The sequence below is a fragment of the Hymenobacter edaphi genome, from assembly GCF_003258365.1.
In the GTDB taxonomy this organism is placed as follows: Bacteria; Bacteroidota; Bacteroidia; order Cytophagales; family Hymenobacteraceae; genus Solirubrum; species Solirubrum edaphi.
Map to the genome: position 1 here is coordinate 211,551 of NZ_QHKM01000004.1, position 17,240 is coordinate 228,790.

The window sequence follows — 17,240 nt, forward strand, 5'->3', positions numbered from 1 at the left end:
AGCGCACTGCCTTGGCGCCCAAAACGCTTCGCGAGCAGACCTGCCAGACCGCACGCTCTACTGCTGCGCCTCCCGGCTACTCATGAAGCTCTTTGTGCGCCGTAGTTGAGCGTCACGAGTACTCATGAGCCATATACTCAGCCAGCGGAATCCCTCCTGAGTACTCGTACCGGCCCAATCAATCCAGCAAGCCCCTTCACGAGTACTCAGGAGGGATTCCGCCATCCGTAGCAGCCCCTCGTGAGTAGGCGGAGCGGATTTCTGCTAATGCAACAGCGGCCCGCGAGTACTCGTGGGCCGCTGCGCACAACTGCATCGGGGCTTCGGATCAGGCGGCCGAGGCGCTGGCCACCGGTGCGGGGGCCTTGCGGCTGTACTTGCGCACCTTGCCGAAGTCGAAAAAGCGGTACACGGCGGCGGGCTCGTCGAAGTGCAGCTCCAGCTGGGCCTTCACGCGGCGCAGGGCGCGGGCCAGCCGCAGCCAGTCGCCCGAAATGGACACGCGGGCCGCGTCGATGACGGCCTCGGCGATGGTGCGGGCGTTGTCGGCCTGGGTGAGCTGCTGGTACACGGCGCGGGCGTCGGCGGGCAGGGCGGGGTAGTGCAGGGCCGCGTGGTGGGTTTCGTAGAGGGCCAGCAGATTTTTCGACTGCTGCAAGAGGCTGGCCTGATCGAGCCGGGCCAGATGACTCTTCTGGTACTGCCGAAAGTCGGCGTACACGGGCAGTTTGCGCAGGCGCGGCGTCACGTAGTCCTTCATCGTGTCGTCGACGAAGGCCAGCCAGTCTTTGCGGGCCGCCCGGAAGGCCTCGGTGCTGCCCGCGGTGGCCCCGCCGGCCTCGGTCAGGTTCACGTCGAAGGCATCGAGGGCGGCGGCCAGCTCCGTGAGGTGCGGGGCGAAGACGGACGGCAGTTCGGCCTCGCGCAGGGCCGTGCACACCGCCGTGCCCAGGGCCTTGAAGTTGACGCGGGAAATAGGCAGCGTCGCGAAGAAGTTATCGAAATAGATCTGGTAAGCAGGCATGCGCAGTAACCTTAACCGGTGAACAAAAGGGCCCCGCCAATGGCGGGCCCAAGCAGCTGCAAGGTACCAGCCCGGCCCACGCGGGGGTACCCGTGCCAGCGCGGTATTTATACTAGTGCCAGCCCGGATTTTTAGGCCTCGGGGCCGCGCCTCCGCGCGGTCCGCCGCTGCCTGTACAGCGCCGCGGTCAGCAGCGCCAGCACCGGTAGCGTCAGCAGCCATTGCCCGCCGATGGTGAGCAGCACGCGGCGCCGGTGCCCGCCGGCTGGCTCGTGCACCAGCTGATAAAACAGATAAAGGTGAAAAACCGCGTAGGCCAGGTTGGCCACCAGCAGCAACACCGTACTGCTGCGCACCGCCCAGCCGGGGCGGGGCAGGCCCTTCGGGCGTGGCCGCAGCAGCCCCAGCGCGACGACAAACAGGTACGCCGCGTTCAGGCCGTGCAGCGCCAACAACGCCCGCTCGCTGGGCTCGGGGCGGGAAAGCCCGGCGGCCTCGTCGAAGGTGTACGACACGAGGTAGTGCAGCAGGGCCAGCACCGCCTGCCCAAACCCTAGCGCGACGACGCCCAGAAGCCGGAGCAGCCGCATCTTAGGCGCTGAGCTGCCGGCGCACCTTCAGGGGCAGCTTTTCCACCACCAGCCGGTACGATTCGCGGATAAGCTGCGCCCAGCGCGCCGGGTTCAGGCGGGCTACGTCGTCGAGGTGCACCCAGTGGTAGCGGGCCAGGTGCGAGGCCGGGGCAAACCCGGGCTGCCCGATCAGCTGCTCGAACTGCTCGGGCGTGGCCTTGAACGAGGCCGTGGGCGGCACCTCGTCGGGGGAGGTGATAAGGAACATCTTGCCGCCCACGTTGAAGCACAGGTGATGGTCCCACTTGATGTCTTCGGTCACGCCGGGCAGCTGGCGGCAGAGGGTTTGCAGGTCTTCGATGGTCATGGGCACAGGCGTAAGCCCAAAGCTACAACCGGCGGGCCGCGCTACCGGCCCTGAATGCCGGGGTACAGCTCGGGCACCGGGTCGCTCTGCACGTACTCCTTGGTGCGCACGTTGAGCATGGTCAGACGGCCGCCGTAGCCCGCGCCCTGGTCGAGGTTCCACACGTTCTGGCGCTGCGCGGGCGCGGAGTGGGCGGGCCAGGTGGGCGTGTGGCCGATAAAGCACTCGTGGTAGGCCGCGGCGCGCTGGTGCTGCTGCCACAAGTCGCGCGTCCAGAACAAATCGAACGAGTCCTGCGCGGCTATGGGCACGGCGGGGTCGTAGCCGGCGTGCACGTAGAGGTTGCCCCGCTCGTCTTCGTGGTAGGGTTTCTGCCGGCCAAAAAACGCCTGGAGGTGCCGGTCAAGGTGCTCGGGCGGGCCGGTGCGGTAGGCGTCGTAGGTAGCGCGGCCGCCCTGGCTCAGCCAACTCGGGCTGACATCTGCGGCGGCGGGCTTGGTGGCCAGCCACGCAGCCGTCCACCAGTCGTGGTTGCCGGTCAGCCAGATGCTGTTCGGAATGGCCAGCAGCAGCTCCACGCAGCGCGGCGTTTCGGGCCAGCCGTCGGCCACGTCGCCGAGCTGGATGAGCCGGTCGAGGCCCGGGCGGAAAGGGCTGCGCTCCAGCACCTGCGCCAGGGCGCGGGCCGCGCCGTGCATGTCGCCGAGGACGTAGGTTTCCATGGGAGAAGCAGTCAGTTGATCAGGTCTGCGGTAGGCACCCGGTAAGGAAGAACGCGCACAGCAGCAAGTCGGCGCGCGTCGTCCCGCGGTGCGACAACCCGGGCCATACGCGGCGGTTGTAGCAGGCGTTGGGGGCATCGGCTACGAAGGAAAGCAGTAGCAGCGGTAAGCCCACCACTCAAAAACCACTGCCGACAACCCAGAGAAAGACAATGGACGCCGCCAGCATGCCTTGCAGCAGAATCATGGAAAGGGAAGGTAGCCAGAGCTTACAGACGCACTGCGGCCCTCAGGACAAATGAAACCGACCCAGCGCCTATAACATGATCATGCGAGGAGTGCAACCCGCCCCGGCAACGCGTGTCTAGATGAAGTAAGTTATATTGGAGCTAAGTTGCGCCACTCCGGGCCGGCCGGTTTGCCCCGGCCCGCGCACACTTACGGTTCTCCCGCCCGCATCCTCGTTTCCGCTTTTCCCCGCCCACCGTATGGCGCCTTTCCGCTCTTCCCTCGGTTTCTTCTCGGTGCTGCTGCCGGGCTTTCTGCTGGCCATTCCCGGCTCCTTCACCCCGCACGCGGCGGCCCCGGCCGACGGCGTGCCGCCCCAGAAAAAGCAGGTGCTGCTCGGCACCGTGGCCCAGGGCATGACGGTGGCCCACGTGCAGCCCGAGCAAATCGACGACGCCTTCTCGCGCCGCGTGTACGCGCTCTACCTCAAGCGCCTCGACGCGGGCAAGAAATTCCTGCTGCAGAGCGACATCAAGCAGCTGCAGCGCTACGAAACCGGCATCGACAACGAGGTGAAGCAGGGCAAGAGCGAGTTTCTGGACCTCAGCACCAAGCTCATCAACCAGCGCCAGCGCGAGGCCCAGGCCATCTACCGCGAGCTGCTGGCCCAGCCCTTCGACTTCACGGCCCAGGAAACCTTCGAAACCGACACCGACAAGCTCAGCTACCCCGCCGACGAGGCCGGCCGCCGCGAGCTGTGGCGCCGCCTGCTCAAGTACCAGACCATGACGCGCCTCTCGGAGCTGCTGGACGAGCAGGAGCGGCAGCAGACCAAGGCCCTGGCCGCCGCCGGCGCCAAGCCCTCCGACGCTACCCTCTCGGCCCCGGTGCGCACCGCCGCCCAGCTGGAGGCCGACGCCCGCAAGCAGGTGCTCAAGTACTACGACGAGTACTTCAACGACCTGCTGCAGACCGACGAGGCCGACCGCCTGACCGCGTTTGCCAACACCATTGCCAACACCTTCGACCCGCACTCGGAGTACTTCGCGCCCAAGGACAAAACCAACTTCGACATTGCCGTGACCGGGCGCCTCGAAGGCACCGGCGCCCAGATGGGGGAAAAGGACGGCCAGATCCTGGTCACCTACATCGTGCCGGGCTCGGCCTCGCACCGCCAGGGCGAGCTGAAGGCCGGCGACGTGGTGCAGCGCGTGGCCCAGGGCGCCGCCGAGCCGGTGGCCGTGGAGGGCATGCGCCTGGATAAGGTGGTGCAGATGATCCGGGGCAAGAAAGGCACGGAGGTGCGCCTGACGGTGAAAAAGCCCGACGGCAGCGTCAAGGTCATTCCCATTATCCGCGACATCGTGGTCATCGAGGAAACCTACGCGCAGTCGGCCGTCATCAACGAGGGCGGCAAGAAAATCGGCTACATCCTGCTGCCCAGCTTCTACGCCGACTTCAACCGCAACGGCGGCCGCAACTCGGCCCAGGACGTGCGCCAGGAGCTGGACAAGCTCAAGGCCCAGAACGTGCAGGGCGTGGTGCTCGATTTGCGCTTCAACGGCGGCGGCTCTTTGTACGACGCGGCCGAAATGGCGGGCCTGTTCGTGCCCGGCGGGCCCATGGTGCAGGTGAAAAGCCGGCAGCGCGCCGCCGAAGTGGTGAGCGACCCGGACAGCAAAACCCAGTACGAGGGCCCGCTGGTGGTGCTGGTGAACCGCTACAGTGCCTCGGCCTCCGAAATCCTGGCCGGGGCCATTCAGGACTACCAGCGCGGCGTCATCATGGGCAACCTGACCTACGGCAAGGGCACGGTGCAGCGCGTGTTCGAACTCGACGACATGATGAACCCCGAGCTGGCGGCCTACAAGCCCTTCGGCTCGCTGAAGATGACCATTCAGAAATACTACCGCGTGACGGGCTCCAGCACCCAGTTCAAGGGCGTCACGCCCGACATCATGGTGCCCGACGCCTACAGCACCCTGGCCGACGGCGAGCAGGACACCGACTACCCGCTGCCCTGGGACGAAATCACGCCGGCCAAGTACCAGCCCTGGGTTAGTGCCCCGCCCGTGGCCAAGCTCAAGGCCGCCAGCAACGCCCGCGTGGCCGCCAACCCCTCGTTCCGCCTGCTCACCGACGCGGTGCAGGGCATGGCCAAGCGCCGCGAGGAAACCCGCGAGTCCTTGAACCTGGCCAGCTACCGCGCCCAGCAGAAGGAAGGCCGCGCCCTGAACGAGAAGTTCAAAACCATTCAGCAGCAGACCACGGCCCTGAACGTGACGGCCCTGGCCGCCGCCGCCGCCGACAGCGTGCAGAATGGCCGCGCCCAGCGCTTCATTGCCCCGCTGCGCAAGGACCTGACGCTGCGCGAAGCCGTAGCCGTGATTCAGGACGAGCTGTAACCGCCGCTACTGCCAACTGAAAACGCCCCGTCGCGAAGCTTCGCGGCGGGGCGTTTGGCATTAAGAGGTACGACTAACAATCATCGGTCAGCACCCGCTGCACAAGGCCGGTTGGCTTCAGCACCCACACCAGCCCGTAGCTGCCGGCCCCGTCGCTGTTGAACTGCACCACGAAGTAGGTGGAGCCGTTTTTGTACGCGTTGAACTCCGCGGAGCCATTGTACAGGTTACGATACAGGGAAGCCGGTATGGCCACCGGCTGGCCGGCAACGACCACCTGCAGCCGGCTGGTTTCCGTGCGCGGCATCGTGCCGTCGACGCCCCAGGGCCGCAGGCCGTCGATGGTTTCCACCCAAGGGCTGCCGGGGGCCGGACCGTACTTGATGCGGTGAGCCTGCCGGCGAAAGGGAACGAGGGTGCACTTATACACCATCTCCGGCGGGCGGCAGGCCGGCAGGCTGGATACGGGCCGGATACGACTGCGGTGCATGTAGCCCAGAGGCTGAACCTCGGGGCAGAACCGGCCGCGCGGGACGTTTACGCTGATCCATTCCCGCTGCTGAATGTAGGCTTCCGTGTCGTACAGGAAAACTTCGCCCGCCCGCACGGTGGCATTGATGGCCGCCCGGCCGTTCGCGTCTGTCCGCACATTGGTGTACGCGTCAGCGTCCTGAATGATAGCGGCTTCGTAGGGATAAACGGGCTGATGCCGGGCGGGCGGCGGGCTCGTCAGGGCCAGCAGCGGGAGCAACAGAATAGAGGGAATAAGCTGCAGTAACTTGTTCGTCGGCTAAAAACGCGCGGCCGGCTTAAGCTTCCTGCTCCACCCGCGGGCGTTCCTCCACGCGGCGCGGCTCCTTGTCGTCGCCGGGGCGGTGGTTGTCGCGGGTGTTTTTCTGCACGGCAATGGCGGCAAACAGGCTCAGCGTGAAAGCCATGGCGTAGAAGCCCTTTTCGCTGAGCGTGAGCGTGGCGTGCCACAGGCCCACGACCAGCAGCAGCACGCACAGCACCGTGGAAAACCAGCTGATGGCGTAGTACAGGTTGGTGACCGGGATGCCCTCCAGCCGGTCGCGCACGCTCTTCTGCACCGAAATGGCGGCGAACAGCCCGTACATGAGCACGGCGAAATAGTAGCCCTTTTCGTTCAGGGCCATCTGCGCGTTCCACAGGCCGATGTTGTAGGCCAGCATGCCAATGAGCAAGGCCGCCCAGGAGGCGCCCACGAAGGCGGTTGAAGGTTGTTGGTTCATGGCGGGTGCTTGCGGCGGCCACGCGAAGGTGGCCGCCAGTTGACATTAACGACGGCTAATATACTGGTCTGCACACGCCAACGCCGCGCCAAAAGCCCGCTGTATCTGACTTTTGGCGCGGCGCCTTAGAGGGCGGCCGGCGGGCTAGCGCAGCAGCTGAATTTCGCGCTCCTGTACCACCACCGTGTCGCCGGCGCCGAGCAGGCTTTGCACCGATTCGTTGAGCAGGTTCCACTCGCCGGTGTAAGCCGACTGGCAGCTGCCCGACTGCACCAGGCAGCTGACCAGCGGAATGGTAAGGTCCTTCTTCCGGGCCTTGAGCACGCGCACGCGGCGCACCTGGCAGTACTGCGAGTAGCCCGTCACCGGCGACATGGCCTGGCAGGTCTGGTCGTGGCGGGTCTGGAGCACCGCCTCGGCCAGCTGGTTGACGCGCGTCATGCAGCCGGTGGTAATGGGCTTCATCACGCGGGCCGTGTCCAGCTGCCTGAGCACCAAGTAGTCAGGCTCCCGCTCGGTTATTTCGGTGCGGAAGCTGTCGACGGCGGTGGGGGTGCCGGTGGTGATGGTGGCCTGGTTGGCGCCGCGGAACGTCAGCGTGAGGGTGGCGTTGCCGACGGGCACATCGGTGTGCGAGAAGTACCCGGCCGCCCAGGGCCGCCGCGCCAGAAAGCGGTCCACCCGGGGCTTGTCGTTGATGACCCCGTTCTGGGTGAGGATCAGGATGGGACTGGAGGCGTAGATGGTGGGCCCGGCGTGGTAGCGGCCCGTGGCGTCGTACAGGATTGCGCGGGGGCTGAAATCGTCGTTCGTGCCGCCGGAGCAGTTGGCCAGCAGCAGGGCGGCGGCCACGGCGAGGGAAGGGAGTAAGCGCATTGGGGGTAGCTATGAGTACGGCAGCAATGGAGGCCGTAAATATAATACTGCCCGCGCTCCAGCAGCCGGTTGGGCGGCGGGCGGGCTCCCAAACAGAAAGGCACTAAAAAAAGCCCGCCCGTACGAAACGGGCAGGCTTTTAGGCGGGAGCTGAGGGCCGCTTACCGGGCGCTTTCGTCGCCGTCGACGGGCTTGCTCTCGTTGTGCACCTTGGCCGCCACCAGCTCGTCGGGAATCACGTTGCTGGCCGTTACCTGCACCTTGTTCATCAGGCCCGAGATGACGCGGTTCTGGCCGGCCATCAGGGCCTGGTAGCCGTCCTTGGCCACGTCGGCGGGCGGCATCATGCCTTTCTTCTCGGCCACGTTTTCGGCGCGCGTCATGTCGGCTTTGTTGAAGAAGTCGGTGTCGGTCAGGCCGGGCAGCAGGTTGGTGATGGTGACCTTGCTGTCCTTGTTTTCCTCCTGAATGGACGTGGCGAAGGAGTTGACGAAGGCCTTGGTGGCGTGGTACACGGCCTGCAGCGGACCGGGGAGCTGCCCGGCAATGCTGCCCACCAGCAGAATCTTGCCCTCGTGGCGGGCCAGCATTTCCTGCAGGTAGAGCTTGGTCAGGGCCACGTAGGCCCCGCAGTTGAGCTGAATGATGTCCAGCTCGCGCTGAATGTCGGTGGTGTCGAAGGTGCCGTACTGGCCCTGCCCGGCGTCGTTCACCAGGATGTCGACCTGCAGGCCCCGGCCCTTGACCTCGTCGTAGAGCTCGAACGGGGCCTCGCGCCGGAACAGGTCCTTGGCAATGGTGGTGACCTGCACGCCGTACTGCTGCTGGATTTCCTGGGCCGTCCGGGCCAGCTCCTGCTCGTTGCGGGCGACCAGAATGAGGTTGTGCCGGTCCTGCGCGAAGCAGTTGGCCAGCTCGCGGCCGATGCCGCTGGTACCGCCGGTGATAAGGGCCGTTTGGGTAGTTGCCATGATGGAATAAGGACGTTTGGTTGTGGATAAAACCTAACGCACCGATTCCCGCAGCGGTTACGGTCGGGCTTGGCAGGCGCGGGCCGCCGCTACTTCTTCTGCAAATACACCAGCGTCGACTGGTTGGAGGGGCCGTACTTGTCGTTGATCAGGAAGTAACCGTCCTTGTAAGCTGCCAGGCCTTCCCAGTTGTAGGTCATGTACTCGGCGGGCAGCTCCAGCAGCGGCTTCCAGCTCAGCTTGCCGCCCTTGTAGCGCACGCTGATGAGGCGGCAGTAGTTTTTGTAGCCGCTGCCTTCCTGCACGAAGCGGGCGTTGGCATCCCCGGCGGCGGGGCGGTACACGGCGTCGTCGTCGCCCTTGTAGAAGTAGTTGATGGCCGTGAAGCGGCCCTCGCCGACGGGCGTCAGGTCCGTCACGCGGAAGGGCAGACGGTCGACGGGCACGTAGCGCGGCACGTCGGGCGTGGGGGCGGTGGTGGGCAGCTCGAAGGCGTAGTTGTCGTGGCCGAAGTAATTGTACTCGAACAGGGCCAGTACGCGCTGGTGGTGGCTGACCAGGGACTCGAAGCCGGCGTTGTGGACGTGGGTGCCGTCGAGCAGGGCGGGCTTGGGCAGCGGCACCAGGAAGCCCGGGTCAAGCGTGAGGTAGGCGTCCTCGTCGTTTATCGTGCCCCGGATCAGGTAGCAGTAGGGCGAGGGCGTGGTGGTTTCGATGGAGATGTAGGCCACGTCGCCGATGAAGGTGAGGCCCTCCAGGCCCTCGTAGATCTGGCCCAGACTATCGATGCGGGCGCGCACGCGCTCCAGGCCCCGGATAGCGTATTTTTTGTAGTCCAACTCCTTCGCCTTGCCGGCCAGCAGCTCGCTCACGCTGCCCAGGTGGATGCCGTAGATTTTGGCCTCGGCCCCCTCCTGCAGGCGGCTCTCCCCAAGCAGCAGCACTTGCTCGTTGCGGATGCACAGCCCCGAAAACTGGTTGTTTTTGTCGGCAATTTCCTGGGGCAGGGGCAGCGTACGGATGGCAAACGGAATCTTCTGGGCGCTGGCCAGGGTAGCGGGCAGGCTCAGCAGGAGGAGAAGAAGGAGACGCTGGAGAGGCGACATGCGGGAAAATGGCTGGGTAACACGTCCGCGACGAGGGGCGGAGCAACGCAAAGATGGGCAGGGAAGGGCGTTGTCGGGTGCGGCAACGGTCCTTGCCTAGTCCAACCGCCCCGCCGGCCATGCGAGGGCGGCATCTGCGTAGCCGGCCGTGGTTGCTCGGCCCCGGCTGGCATGGCATCAGACCGGCCCGCTGGGGTGCTTTCTGGGCGGTAAGACGTGGGACCGGCTAAAAATGAACGCCGCTCCTGACGGCTCGCGCAGGAGCAATCAGGAGCGGCGCACGGGCAGCCGAGCAGTCGGCTACGGAATCAGGCGGTCGGCGCGCAGCTGCTCGAACAGGTCGAAAAACGAGTCCTCCGTGGACTGGTACACCAGGAAGCCCCGCTTCCGGCTCTTCGTCATGTCGGTCATCACCTCCAGCGGCCGCCCCAGGTCCAGGTCGGTGTGCCAGGGCGAGGCCAGGCGGTTCAGGTCGGGCTCGGCCAAGCCGTGGCGCTCGGCAATTTCGCGCCACAGGGCGGCGTCGTGGGCCAGCTCGGCTTCCAGGGGGCGCACGGTGCCGTCGAAGCCCGCCGCCTCCACGCCAAACCACGCGGCCAGGCGGGGCCACAGCCAGCTCCAGCGGAACACGTCCCCGTTCACGATGTTGAAGGCTTCGTTGCGGGCGGCGTCGGTGGTGGCGGCCCACACCAGCTGCTGGGCCAGCACGCGGGCGTCGGTCACGTCGGAAAGGCCGTTCCACTGGGCTGCGGAGCCGGGAAACTGGAACTTGCGCCCCGTTTCGCGGCAGATGGTAGCGTACACGGCCAGCGTGGTGCCCATGTTCATCTGGTTGCCCACGGCCTTGCCGATGACGGTGTGCGGGCGGTGCACGCTCCACGTAAACCCGTCGCGGGCGGCGGCGTACACCTCGTCTTCCTGGGCGTAGTAGAAGTTGGGGAGCGGCAGGCGGGGCTGTTCCTCGCGAAGCGGCGTGAGGGGCAGCGTGCCGCTTTTGGCGTAGGCATCGAAGGGCCCGAGGTAGTGCTTCAGGCCGGTCACCAGCGCCACGTGCCGCACCGTGCCCTTCGGCGACAGGGCCGCGAGCAGGTTGCGCACCATGCCGGCGTTGACGCGGATGTTCTCCGCTTCCGTGTCCTGGCGCAGCCAGCTGGTGATAAACACGTGGGTCGGCTGCACCTCGGCCAAGGCCGCTGCCAGGCCGGCCGGGTCGAGCAAGTCGGCCGCTACCGGGCGCAGGCCAGCCACGTCGGTGCCGGGGTTGCGGGCCAAGCCGTAGGTCGTCCAGCCGCCATGCAGCAGCTCCTGGGCCAGGTTGCTGCCGATGATGCCGCTTGCGCCCACGACCAGGGCAATGGTATTGGAGTCAGAAATCATGATGCTGTTTGAGGCTGTACCGGCACGGAATTGCGCGGTAGAAGCTTTGGGAACAGCTGAAACGGGGAATGGTTGCCGGTGGGTGGTCTACCGAACGCCGCTCAACGGGCCGTCGGAGGCCGATACGCCGCGGGCCGCCGCCTGCGGATTGCCCGGCATATCAGGCCAGTACAATACGCTTCGGAGCCATTTCCACGGCGTAGTCCTGCATTACCTGTCGCAGAATCTGCATGTCGCGCGGGCAGCAGCGGGCAAACTCCTCCCAGTTGGTCAGGGTAAGCTGCTCCGGCATTTCCACGATGGCCACGATAGAATCCCAGAAAGCGTCCCAGCTTGGGCCGTACCAGTCTTCAAAGCCCAACTGCTCCTTGAACAATTGGTGAATGGCGGCTTTGCTGGTAATGCCGGTCAGGTCGAGGGTCATAGGCAGCAGTTGAGAAAGAAGCAGATCATCATGAAATTATACTTCGCCAGACTCGCGCAAGCCTGGCCGAAAAGAGGCTATGCCATTGACGCCAAGGCCTGCAAGCTTGCCTGTGGTTAAATTGACCTCAATGCACCAATAATAGCTGCCCCCGTCCAGTACAAGCTTATAATCAGATTTCCAGGTTTCATCGCGTGGATACAAATCCTGCAATCTGTCAATCAGCGTGTGCCGCTCCCAGCTAGCATTTATGAATATTATCTGCTCGTTGTCGCTTGAGGTGTAACCTAAATACTGACGCTGATACTTTTTCAGTCGCCTATGGATGACCGGACCATAGCCTCTTCCCTGATATGCAGTTTTGCGGTTATGGTGGCGTAAATTCTTCTGCAGGATGCGTTCTGCTAACTCTGCTTGGGAAAATGATGGCGTAAACCGATGGGAAATGCCGGCCTGATATTGTCTGAAGGATCGGGTTATATCAAATACACCCAGGTCAGGATTATACTCGCTGGAAAAAATAGCCCCTTCAAAGTTGTTGCCTTTGACGTAAGTAGAGGTAGGAGAAATAACTGCTGGTGAAATAATGCGCTGTCCAATGCAGTTGTAAATGGTGCATAGGATAAAGGCGACGCAGAAAATACTTCTCATGTAAAGATGGATGCAGCCTGGCCAGGATTTCCACATCTCACGCCGCCGTATCCTCCACCTCATCCCCATCGTCCACCAGCACCCGGGCCAGTTTCTCGATGTTGAGGCTGCGGGCCGAGGCGTCGAATATCTCGCGGTAGGTGCCGCGCAGGTCGTAGAGCTGCTCGTGGGTGCCGCTTTCCACCATGTGGCCCTGCTTCATCACGTAGATGACGTCGGAGTCGACAATCTGGGCCAGGCTGTGGGAGATGATGACCACGGTGCGGCCCTTTTTGATGGCGTCGAGCGAGTTTTTGATTTGCTCGGTGGCAATGGCGTCGAGGGAGGCGGTGGGCTCGTCGAGGAAGATGATGGGTGGGTTCTTGAGGAACAGCCGGGCAATGGCAATGCGCTGCTGCTGCCCGCCCGAGAGCTGCTGAGCGTCGGACTGGTAGCCCTTGGGCAGGTCCATGATCTGCTCGTGCAAATACGCCTGCCGGGCCGCATGCTGAATCTGCTCCAGCGTGGCGTCCATCAGCCCGTAGCGGATGTTTTCCTCGATGGTGCCCTTGAAAATGTGGTTTTTCTGCAGCACCAGCCCGATTTGCTGGCGCAGGGCGTGGGTGTCGTAGTCGGCCAGGGGCTGGCCGTCGAGCAGCATCTGTCCGCGCTGGGGCTCGTAGAACTTGCAGAGCAAATTGATGATGGTGCTCTTGCCGGCTCCGCTCAGCCCGACCAGCGCGGTGGTTTTGCCCGCTTCGATGCGCAGGCACACGTCGTGCAGGGCCTGGGTGCCGCTGGGGTAGGTGAAGTCCACGTTGCAGATGTCGAAGGTGCCGGTGAGGTGCTCCGGCTGCAGCGGGCCGGTGGGCTCCCGGGCGTCGCGGGCATCCAGAATGTCGAAGAAGCCCTCGGAGTAGGTCAGCGCGTCGTTCATCTCGTCGTAGATGCGGTGCAGCTGCCGGATCGGGGCCGACACGTTGTTGAACAGCAGGATGTGGAACATGATGGCCCCGATGCTGATCTGCCGGTCGAGCACCAGGTAGGCCGTCAGGATGATGATGAGCACCACCCCGATCTGCTCGGTGAAAGTTTTGAGGCCGTCGTAGAGGAAGTTGGTTTTGCGCGTCTGCAGCTGGGCTTCCTGCAGCGCGTCCTGCTGCTGGTTTTGCTTGCGGGCCTCGTAGTCCTCGCGCACGAAGCTCTTGATGACCACGGCCGAGTCGATGAGGTTCACCAGGCCCTGGCTGCGGGCCTCGCGCAGGCCGCGCAGGGCCCGGCGGGTGCCGTTGAGCTTGTCGGCCTGTCGGTAGCTGAGCCAGAAGTACACCGGCAGTACCGCCACGGCCACCAGCCCCACGTACACGTTGGCCATAAACATGACCACCAGGGCCACGATGGAATTGGCGAACAGCGGCAGAATGTCAATAAAGAAATTCTGCACCAGCTTCATCAGGCTTTCCACGCCCCGGTCGATGCGCGTTTGGAGCTTGCCGGTCTGGTTGCCGGTGTCGGCGTAGAAGCCGAGCTGGTAGTTCACCACCCGCTCCACCGCGTCGTGCATCAGGTTGCTCGACACGTTGATGCGGATTTTCTCGCCGTAGAACTTCTGCCCGAACTGAATCAGGGTGTTGATGATTTCCTTGCCCAGCAGCAGCCCGCTCACCGCCAGCAGCAGGGGCATGCCCTGGGCCAGCGTGGCGTTCTGGCCCAGCAGCCGCTGCACCGTATCCACCGTGTAGCGCAGCACGAAGGGATTCACCTGCGCCGCCAACGAGCCCACCAGCGTGAGCAGCAGGGTGGCAATGATGAGCCCGCGGTAGGGGCGCACGTACGGCAGCAGGCGCTGAATAATTTCCCAAAGGCTCATGGAACGGCTACGCAGTAGGTGGTAGCCGGTTAGACGAGCGGGGTGGGGGCGGGGTTATTTATTGGGCTACGGCAGCTGGATAATCCCGCTGATACACCTCCACGGCAAGCGTGGCATCCTGCTGGGAAAGCTCCAGGTGCACGGCCCAGTCAAAGTAGGAATCGAACAGCACCATTGCGGTGTCACCAGCTTCGGCGGCGCGGGTGGTGCTCAGCGAAGCGAGGATAAACAGTTGCCAGTTCTGCCGGAAACTCAACGAGCCTATGCCGACCCAGGAGTTGAGGGCATCATCGTCGTAGTTGACGCGCAGCCAATTGGCCGAGTGTAGAAGGCGCTTCGCCAACAGAATTTCCTCGATAAACAGCGCCGCTTGCGGAAAAAGCGGGGAGAAGTGGGATGGGGGCAGCACAACGGGCTCTTCCAACGCAACGGCGGCGACTTCGCGTGAGCGTAACGACCCGGTACGGCTAAAGTCCAGGCCGACGCCCGGGCCGCCCAGCCCAAAATGCGCGTCAACACAGGCGTAGTATTCGGCCGTGGAGGAGAAATGCATGGCAACACCAAAATGACGAAATCAAGAGCGAACTACCGGGCGGTTCAGTTTCTACGCTTGCGCCGACGGCGCCAGTTCTTCAGCCAGTGCATCGTGGCAGCAAGCCATTTCGCCACCGCTTCCTGTGCCACCATAACTTGCCCTGAATTAGCTAACCTGAACGCTGCGGGAATAGGCCACTTCGCATTGGGCCGCTCGTATTCAATGTCCTCCGTATCTGCAGCCGGGTTGTATGCAATACGGCGGTTTTGGTAAAAGCCGGCTTCCCATTTGCAAATGATGGTCTGCAGCAACTGAAAAAAAGCCTTCCTCATCCGCCTCCTGCTCATTGGCAAATTCGGTGTAGAAATCGGGCTGAGCGCGCCAGAAAATCAGCAGCGCCGTGCCATAGTCGCACGTTGGGCTGTTGATTACCCAGTCGAGCACGGTTACTCCGTCGTCCCAATTGTAGGCATCCGCCAGGTAGTGTAGTTCCGCTGCCGAGCGGAGTTGCTGAAACCGGGCCAAATCAGGAATCATGCCCTTGGCCGCAGTGCCGATAAAATGCGTTTGAATAAAATCAGTCCGGCTCTTCGATAGGAAATACATACATAGCTGTTGGTGGCCTACTCCACTACCGCGTAGTGCTGCATCTCCTCGATGCCCTCGTAAAACGGCTTCACCAGCTGAAAAAACGCCGGGAACTCCGCACTCTTGCGGAAGCCCTGCAGGTGCCGCTCCACCGACATCCACTCGATGCGCCAGACAAACCGCGCAGGGTCTTCCTCGCAGTGCGTCAGCTCGTAGCGCAGGCACTCGGGCGCGGCGTCCAGCATTTCGTTGGCGGCGCGGATGGCTGCGAGAAAGGCCGGCTGCTGCTCGGCGCTGATGCGGTAGCGGATGTATTCGACGGTCATGGCGCGGAGGGAAAGGGTGCGCCCGGAAGTTAGCTTTTCCGCTCCGTCTTGCGCAGAAACTTGATCAGGGCCGGGAAGTAGTGCTGCGGGTCGTCCCACATGGCGTAGTGCGAGCCGGCCGGGCAGATGTACTGCTGGCAGCGCGGAATGTGGCGCTGCATGTAGGCAATGTCGGCCACGGGCACGTAGTCGTACTGCGAGCCGATGACCAGCGTGGGCGGCTGAATGCTGGCCAGGCGGCTGCTGAAGTCCCAGGAAACCATGGTGGGCAGCATCACGCCCGCGTACTTGCGGATGACGTGCGCCTGGCTGCGGGTAAACACGGGCGGCTCCGGCTTCAGGCGCATCATGTGCAGCTGCCGAAACTCCGTCTGCACCGCCGGCGTGATGTACGTCGTCAGGTTCCGCAGCCCCATCGTGTCGAGCCCGGCCACGGTTTTGCCCTCCTTGGCCTGGTGGCGGCGAATGATGTCGATGTACAACCCATAGCGGTGCTGGTTGAACACGGTGGCCTTGTAGCCGATGTTGGAGGTAATCAGCCCTTTCAGGTGCTGCGGATACTTGGCCGCGTACTCCAGGGCCAGCATGCCGCCCCAGGAGTGGCCCAGCAGGTAAAAATGGTCGAGGCCCAGGCCCTGGCGCACCTGCTCTATCTCTTCCACGAAGCGCGGAATGGTCCAGACGCTCTTGTCGTCGGTTTTGTCGGAGTGGAAGGAGTTGAGCTGGTCGTAGTAGTACAGCTCCACGCCCTCCGCGGCCAGGTGCTCGGGAAAGTTCTCGAAGTACTCGTGGGTGTTGCCGGGGCCGCCGTGCAGCACCAGCAGCTTGATCTTGCCTGCGCCCACCTTCTGCGTCCAGACTTTGTACTTGCCGTCGATGGTAATCATCTGCACGCCCGGGGCGCGCATCTTGGCCTGGTAGGAGCTATCGGGCGCCGGCGACTGGGCGGCGGCCAACAGGGAACAGAACAGCAGCGAAGCGGAGAGCAGCCAGCGAAACAGCACGGGATGATAAGTGGGAAAGGGCCGGAGAATACCTAAGATCGGCCCGAAGATGCGCAAATTCTGCCGGTGAAGCAGAGGGAGGCGCTATGCCGCCATGTAGGCTTCCATGGCTGCCAGCGTCTCGCGCGGGGCACTCACGTGCGGGCAGTGCCCGCTCACCGGCAGCGTCACCAGCGTCGCAGCGGGGAGGGCCTTGCGCAGGTAGTCGCCCACTTCCAGCGGGGCAATCAGGTCTTCGGCGCACTGCACCAGCAGGCAGGGCGTGTGCAGCCGGGCCAGGTCGGGGCGGTTGTCGGAGAGGAAGGTGACGCGGGCAAACTGCTTGGCAATGGCCGGGTCGTTCTGGCAGAAGCTGTGGATCAGCTCGGCCGAGAGGGTGGGGCGGTCGGGGTTGCCCATGATAAGCGGGGCAAACGTATCGGCCCACTCCACGAAGTCGCGCTCCATGAAGCCGAGCATGTTTTCGATATCGGCCCGGTCGAAGCCGCCGTGGTAGTCGGCTTCGTTGAGGTAGCAGGGCGAGGGGCAGAGCAGCAGCAGGCGCTGAAACCGCTCCGGTTCCCGAATGGCCGCCAGCGCCCCGATCATGGCCCCGACGGAGTGGCCTACCAGCGTGACGTCGGTCAGGGCCAGCTCGGCGCACACGTCGAGCACGTCCTGCGCGTAGCCGTGCAGCGAGGCGTACTTGGCCGGGTCGTAGGCCCGGGCATCGGAGAGGCCCGCCCCCACGTGGTCGAAGAGCACCAGGCGGTACTGCTCGGCCAGCGCCGGCAGGATGTAGCGCCAGATCGTCTGGTCGCAGCCGAAGCCGTTGACAAACAGCAGGGTGCGCTGCCCCCGGCCGGCTACGTGCACGTTGTTGCGTTTCAGAACACTCATGGCCAGTAGCGGTTGACGGATCTTGCCTATGATATTAGGAAGCTTTGGTGGTTGATGCAAGCCAATTTCATATTGGGAAAGTA

The 17,240-nt window shown here is 63.9% G+C and carries 19 protein-coding genes; 1 reads left to right on the forward strand and 18 read right to left on the reverse strand.

Annotated features, from left to right (window positions below):
- Positions 1 to 328: 328 nt before the first annotated feature.
- From DLM85_RS14070 to DLM85_RS14085, 4 genes are all read right to left on the reverse strand, one after another.
- The gene (locus tag DLM85_RS14070; RefSeq protein WP_111478750.1) at positions 329 to 1,024 is read right to left on the reverse strand and encodes a hypothetical protein; all 696 of its coding nucleotides are present in this window, start codon (positions 1,022 to 1,024) and stop codon (positions 329 to 331) included.
- 131 nt (positions 1,025 to 1,155) lie between these two features.
- Positions 1,156 to 1,614: a hypothetical protein gene (locus DLM85_RS14075; RefSeq protein WP_111478751.1), complete on the reverse strand. Its 459-nt coding sequence runs from the start codon at positions 1,612 to 1,614 to the stop codon at positions 1,156 to 1,158.
- A 1-nt stretch (position 1,615) separates the two neighbouring features.
- On the reverse strand, positions 1,616 to 1,963 hold the full coding sequence (locus tag DLM85_RS14080) for an MmcQ/YjbR family DNA-binding protein (protein WP_111478752.1): 348 nt from the start codon (positions 1,961 to 1,963) through the stop codon (positions 1,616 to 1,618).
- 41 nt (positions 1,964 to 2,004) lie between these two features.
- Positions 2,005 to 2,685 carry a metallophosphoesterase gene (locus tag DLM85_RS14085; RefSeq protein ID WP_165822140.1) on the reverse strand — a complete coding sequence of 227 codons (681 nt, stop codon included), beginning with the start codon at positions 2,683 to 2,685 and terminating at the stop codon, positions 2,005 to 2,007.
- Positions 2,686 to 3,173: 488 nt separating this feature from the next.
- Here DLM85_RS14085 and DLM85_RS14090 point away from each other — a divergent pair, with 488 nt between their 5' ends.
- Complete coding sequence (locus DLM85_RS14090; RefSeq protein WP_111478754.1) at positions 3,174 to 5,318, forward strand: carboxy terminal-processing peptidase; 2,145 nt, start codon at positions 3,174 to 3,176, stop codon at positions 5,316 to 5,318.
- A gap of 73 nt (positions 5,319 to 5,391) precedes the next feature.
- Here the strand turns inward: DLM85_RS14090 and DLM85_RS14095 are convergent, their stop codons facing one another.
- The 14 genes from DLM85_RS14095 to DLM85_RS14155 all read right to left on the reverse strand — a co-directional run bounded on the left by DLM85_RS14095 (position 5,392) and on the right by DLM85_RS14155 (position 17,157).
- Positions 5,392 to 6,069 carry a hypothetical protein gene (locus tag DLM85_RS14095; protein ID WP_111478755.1) on the reverse strand — a complete coding sequence of 226 codons (678 nt, stop codon included), beginning with the start codon at positions 6,067 to 6,069 and terminating at the stop codon, positions 5,392 to 5,394.
- Between the two features lie 58 nt (positions 6,070 to 6,127).
- Positions 6,128 to 6,571, reverse strand: a complete 444-nt coding sequence (yiaA, locus tag DLM85_RS14100) for an inner membrane protein YiaA (protein ID WP_111478756.1) — start codon at positions 6,569 to 6,571, stop codon at positions 6,128 to 6,130.
- Between the two features lie 144 nt (positions 6,572 to 6,715).
- Positions 6,716 to 7,447, reverse strand: a complete 732-nt coding sequence (locus tag DLM85_RS14105; protein WP_111478757.1) for a hypothetical protein — start codon at positions 7,445 to 7,447, stop codon at positions 6,716 to 6,718.
- Positions 7,448 to 7,608: 161 nt separating this feature from the next.
- On the reverse strand, positions 7,609 to 8,418 hold the full coding sequence (locus tag DLM85_RS14110; RefSeq protein ID WP_111478758.1) for an SDR family NAD(P)-dependent oxidoreductase: 810 nt from the start codon (positions 8,416 to 8,418) through the stop codon (positions 7,609 to 7,611).
- 89 nt (positions 8,419 to 8,507) lie between these two features.
- On the reverse strand, positions 8,508 to 9,524 hold the full coding sequence (locus DLM85_RS14115) for a hypothetical protein (RefSeq protein WP_111478759.1): 1,017 nt from the start codon (positions 9,522 to 9,524) through the stop codon (positions 8,508 to 8,510).
- A gap of 300 nt (positions 9,525 to 9,824) precedes the next feature.
- The gene (locus DLM85_RS14120; RefSeq protein WP_111478760.1) at positions 9,825 to 10,901 is read right to left on the reverse strand and encodes an SDR family oxidoreductase; all 1,077 of its coding nucleotides are present in this window, start codon (positions 10,899 to 10,901) and stop codon (positions 9,825 to 9,827) included.
- A gap of 160 nt (positions 10,902 to 11,061) precedes the next feature.
- On the reverse strand, positions 11,062 to 11,325 hold the full coding sequence (locus tag DLM85_RS14125; RefSeq protein WP_111478761.1) for a barstar family protein: 264 nt from the start codon (positions 11,323 to 11,325) through the stop codon (positions 11,062 to 11,064).
- Positions 11,326 to 11,361: 36 nt separating this feature from the next.
- Complete coding sequence (locus DLM85_RS25080; protein WP_133257059.1) at positions 11,362 to 11,976, reverse strand: hypothetical protein; 615 nt, start codon at positions 11,974 to 11,976, stop codon at positions 11,362 to 11,364.
- 37 nt (positions 11,977 to 12,013) lie between these two features.
- Positions 12,014 to 13,825 carry an ABC transporter ATP-binding protein gene (locus DLM85_RS14130; protein ID WP_111478762.1) on the reverse strand — a complete coding sequence of 604 codons (1,812 nt, stop codon included), beginning with the start codon at positions 13,823 to 13,825 and terminating at the stop codon, positions 12,014 to 12,016.
- A gap of 58 nt (positions 13,826 to 13,883) precedes the next feature.
- Complete coding sequence (locus DLM85_RS14135) at positions 13,884 to 14,378, reverse strand: hypothetical protein (protein WP_111478763.1); 495 nt, start codon at positions 14,376 to 14,378, stop codon at positions 13,884 to 13,886.
- Between the two features lie 201 nt (positions 14,379 to 14,579).
- The gene (locus DLM85_RS14140) at positions 14,580 to 14,966 is read right to left on the reverse strand and encodes a DUF4274 domain-containing protein (protein ID WP_111478764.1); all 387 of its coding nucleotides are present in this window, start codon (positions 14,964 to 14,966) and stop codon (positions 14,580 to 14,582) included.
- A gap of 17 nt (positions 14,967 to 14,983) precedes the next feature.
- A complete protein-coding gene (locus DLM85_RS14145; protein WP_111478765.1) occupies positions 14,984 to 15,274 on the reverse strand; it encodes a putative quinol monooxygenase in 291 nt (96 codons plus the stop codon).
- 29 nt (positions 15,275 to 15,303) lie between these two features.
- Entirely contained in the window at positions 15,304 to 16,278 is a 975-nt protein-coding gene (locus DLM85_RS14150) for a proline iminopeptidase-family hydrolase (protein WP_111478766.1), read from the reverse strand.
- Positions 16,279 to 16,362: 84 nt separating this feature from the next.
- Entirely contained in the window at positions 16,363 to 17,157 is a 795-nt protein-coding gene (locus tag DLM85_RS14155; protein ID WP_111478767.1) for an alpha/beta fold hydrolase, read from the reverse strand.
- Between the last annotated feature and the right edge of the window lie 83 nt (positions 17,158 to 17,240).

Excerpts from the sequence above, each read along its gene's own strand:
- DLM85_RS14115 (WP_111478759.1), bottom strand. The coding sequence starts at position 9,524 with ATGTCGCCTCTCCAGCGTCTCCTTCTTCTCCTCCTGCTGAGCCTGCCC.
- DLM85_RS25080 (WP_133257059.1), bottom strand. The coding sequence starts at position 11,976 with ATGAGAAGTATTTTCTGCGTCGCCTTTATCCTATGCACCATTTACAAC.
- DLM85_RS14080 (WP_111478752.1), bottom strand. The coding sequence starts at position 1,963 with ATGACCATCGAAGACCTGCAAACCCTCTGCCGCCAGCTGCCCGGCGTG.
- DLM85_RS14070 (WP_111478750.1), bottom strand. The coding sequence starts at position 1,024 with ATGCCTGCTTACCAGATCTATTTCGATAACTTCTTCGCGACGCTGCCT.
- DLM85_RS14140 (WP_111478764.1), bottom strand. The coding sequence starts at position 14,966 with ATGTATTTCCTATCGAAGAGCCGGACTGATTTTATTCAAACGCATTTT.
- DLM85_RS14075 (WP_111478751.1), bottom strand. The coding sequence starts at position 1,614 with ATGCGGCTGCTCCGGCTTCTGGGCGTCGTCGCGCTAGGGTTTGGGCAG.
- DLM85_RS14120 (WP_111478760.1), bottom strand. The coding sequence starts at position 10,901 with ATGATTTCTGACTCCAATACCATTGCCCTGGTCGTGGGCGCAAGCGGC.
- DLM85_RS14085 (WP_165822140.1), bottom strand. The coding sequence starts at position 2,685 with ATGGAAACCTACGTCCTCGGCGACATGCACGGCGCGGCCCGCGCCCTG.
- DLM85_RS14125 (WP_111478761.1), bottom strand. The coding sequence starts at position 11,325 with ATGACCCTCGACCTGACCGGCATTACCAGCAAAGCCGCCATTCACCAA.
- DLM85_RS14110 (WP_111478758.1), bottom strand. The coding sequence starts at position 8,418 with ATGGCAACTACCCAAACGGCCCTTATCACCGGCGGTACCAGCGGCATC.
- DLM85_RS14145 (WP_111478765.1), bottom strand. The coding sequence starts at position 15,274 with ATGACCGTCGAATACATCCGCTACCGCATCAGCGCCGAGCAGCAGCCG.
- DLM85_RS14155 (WP_111478767.1), bottom strand. The coding sequence starts at position 17,157 with ATGAGTGTTCTGAAACGCAACAACGTGCACGTAGCCGGCCGGGGGCAG.
- DLM85_RS14135 (WP_111478763.1), bottom strand. The coding sequence starts at position 14,378 with ATGCATTTCTCCTCCACGGCCGAATACTACGCCTGTGTTGACGCGCAT.
- DLM85_RS14105 (WP_111478757.1), bottom strand. The coding sequence starts at position 7,447 with ATGCGCTTACTCCCTTCCCTCGCCGTGGCCGCCGCCCTGCTGCTGGCC.
- DLM85_RS14130 (WP_111478762.1), bottom strand. The coding sequence starts at position 13,825 with ATGAGCCTTTGGGAAATTATTCAGCGCCTGCTGCCGTACGTGCGCCCC.
- DLM85_RS14090 (WP_111478754.1), top strand. The coding sequence starts at position 3,174 with ATGGCGCCTTTCCGCTCTTCCCTCGGTTTCTTCTCGGTGCTGCTGCCG.
- yiaA (WP_111478756.1), bottom strand. The coding sequence starts at position 6,571 with ATGAACCAACAACCTTCAACCGCCTTCGTGGGCGCCTCCTGGGCGGCC.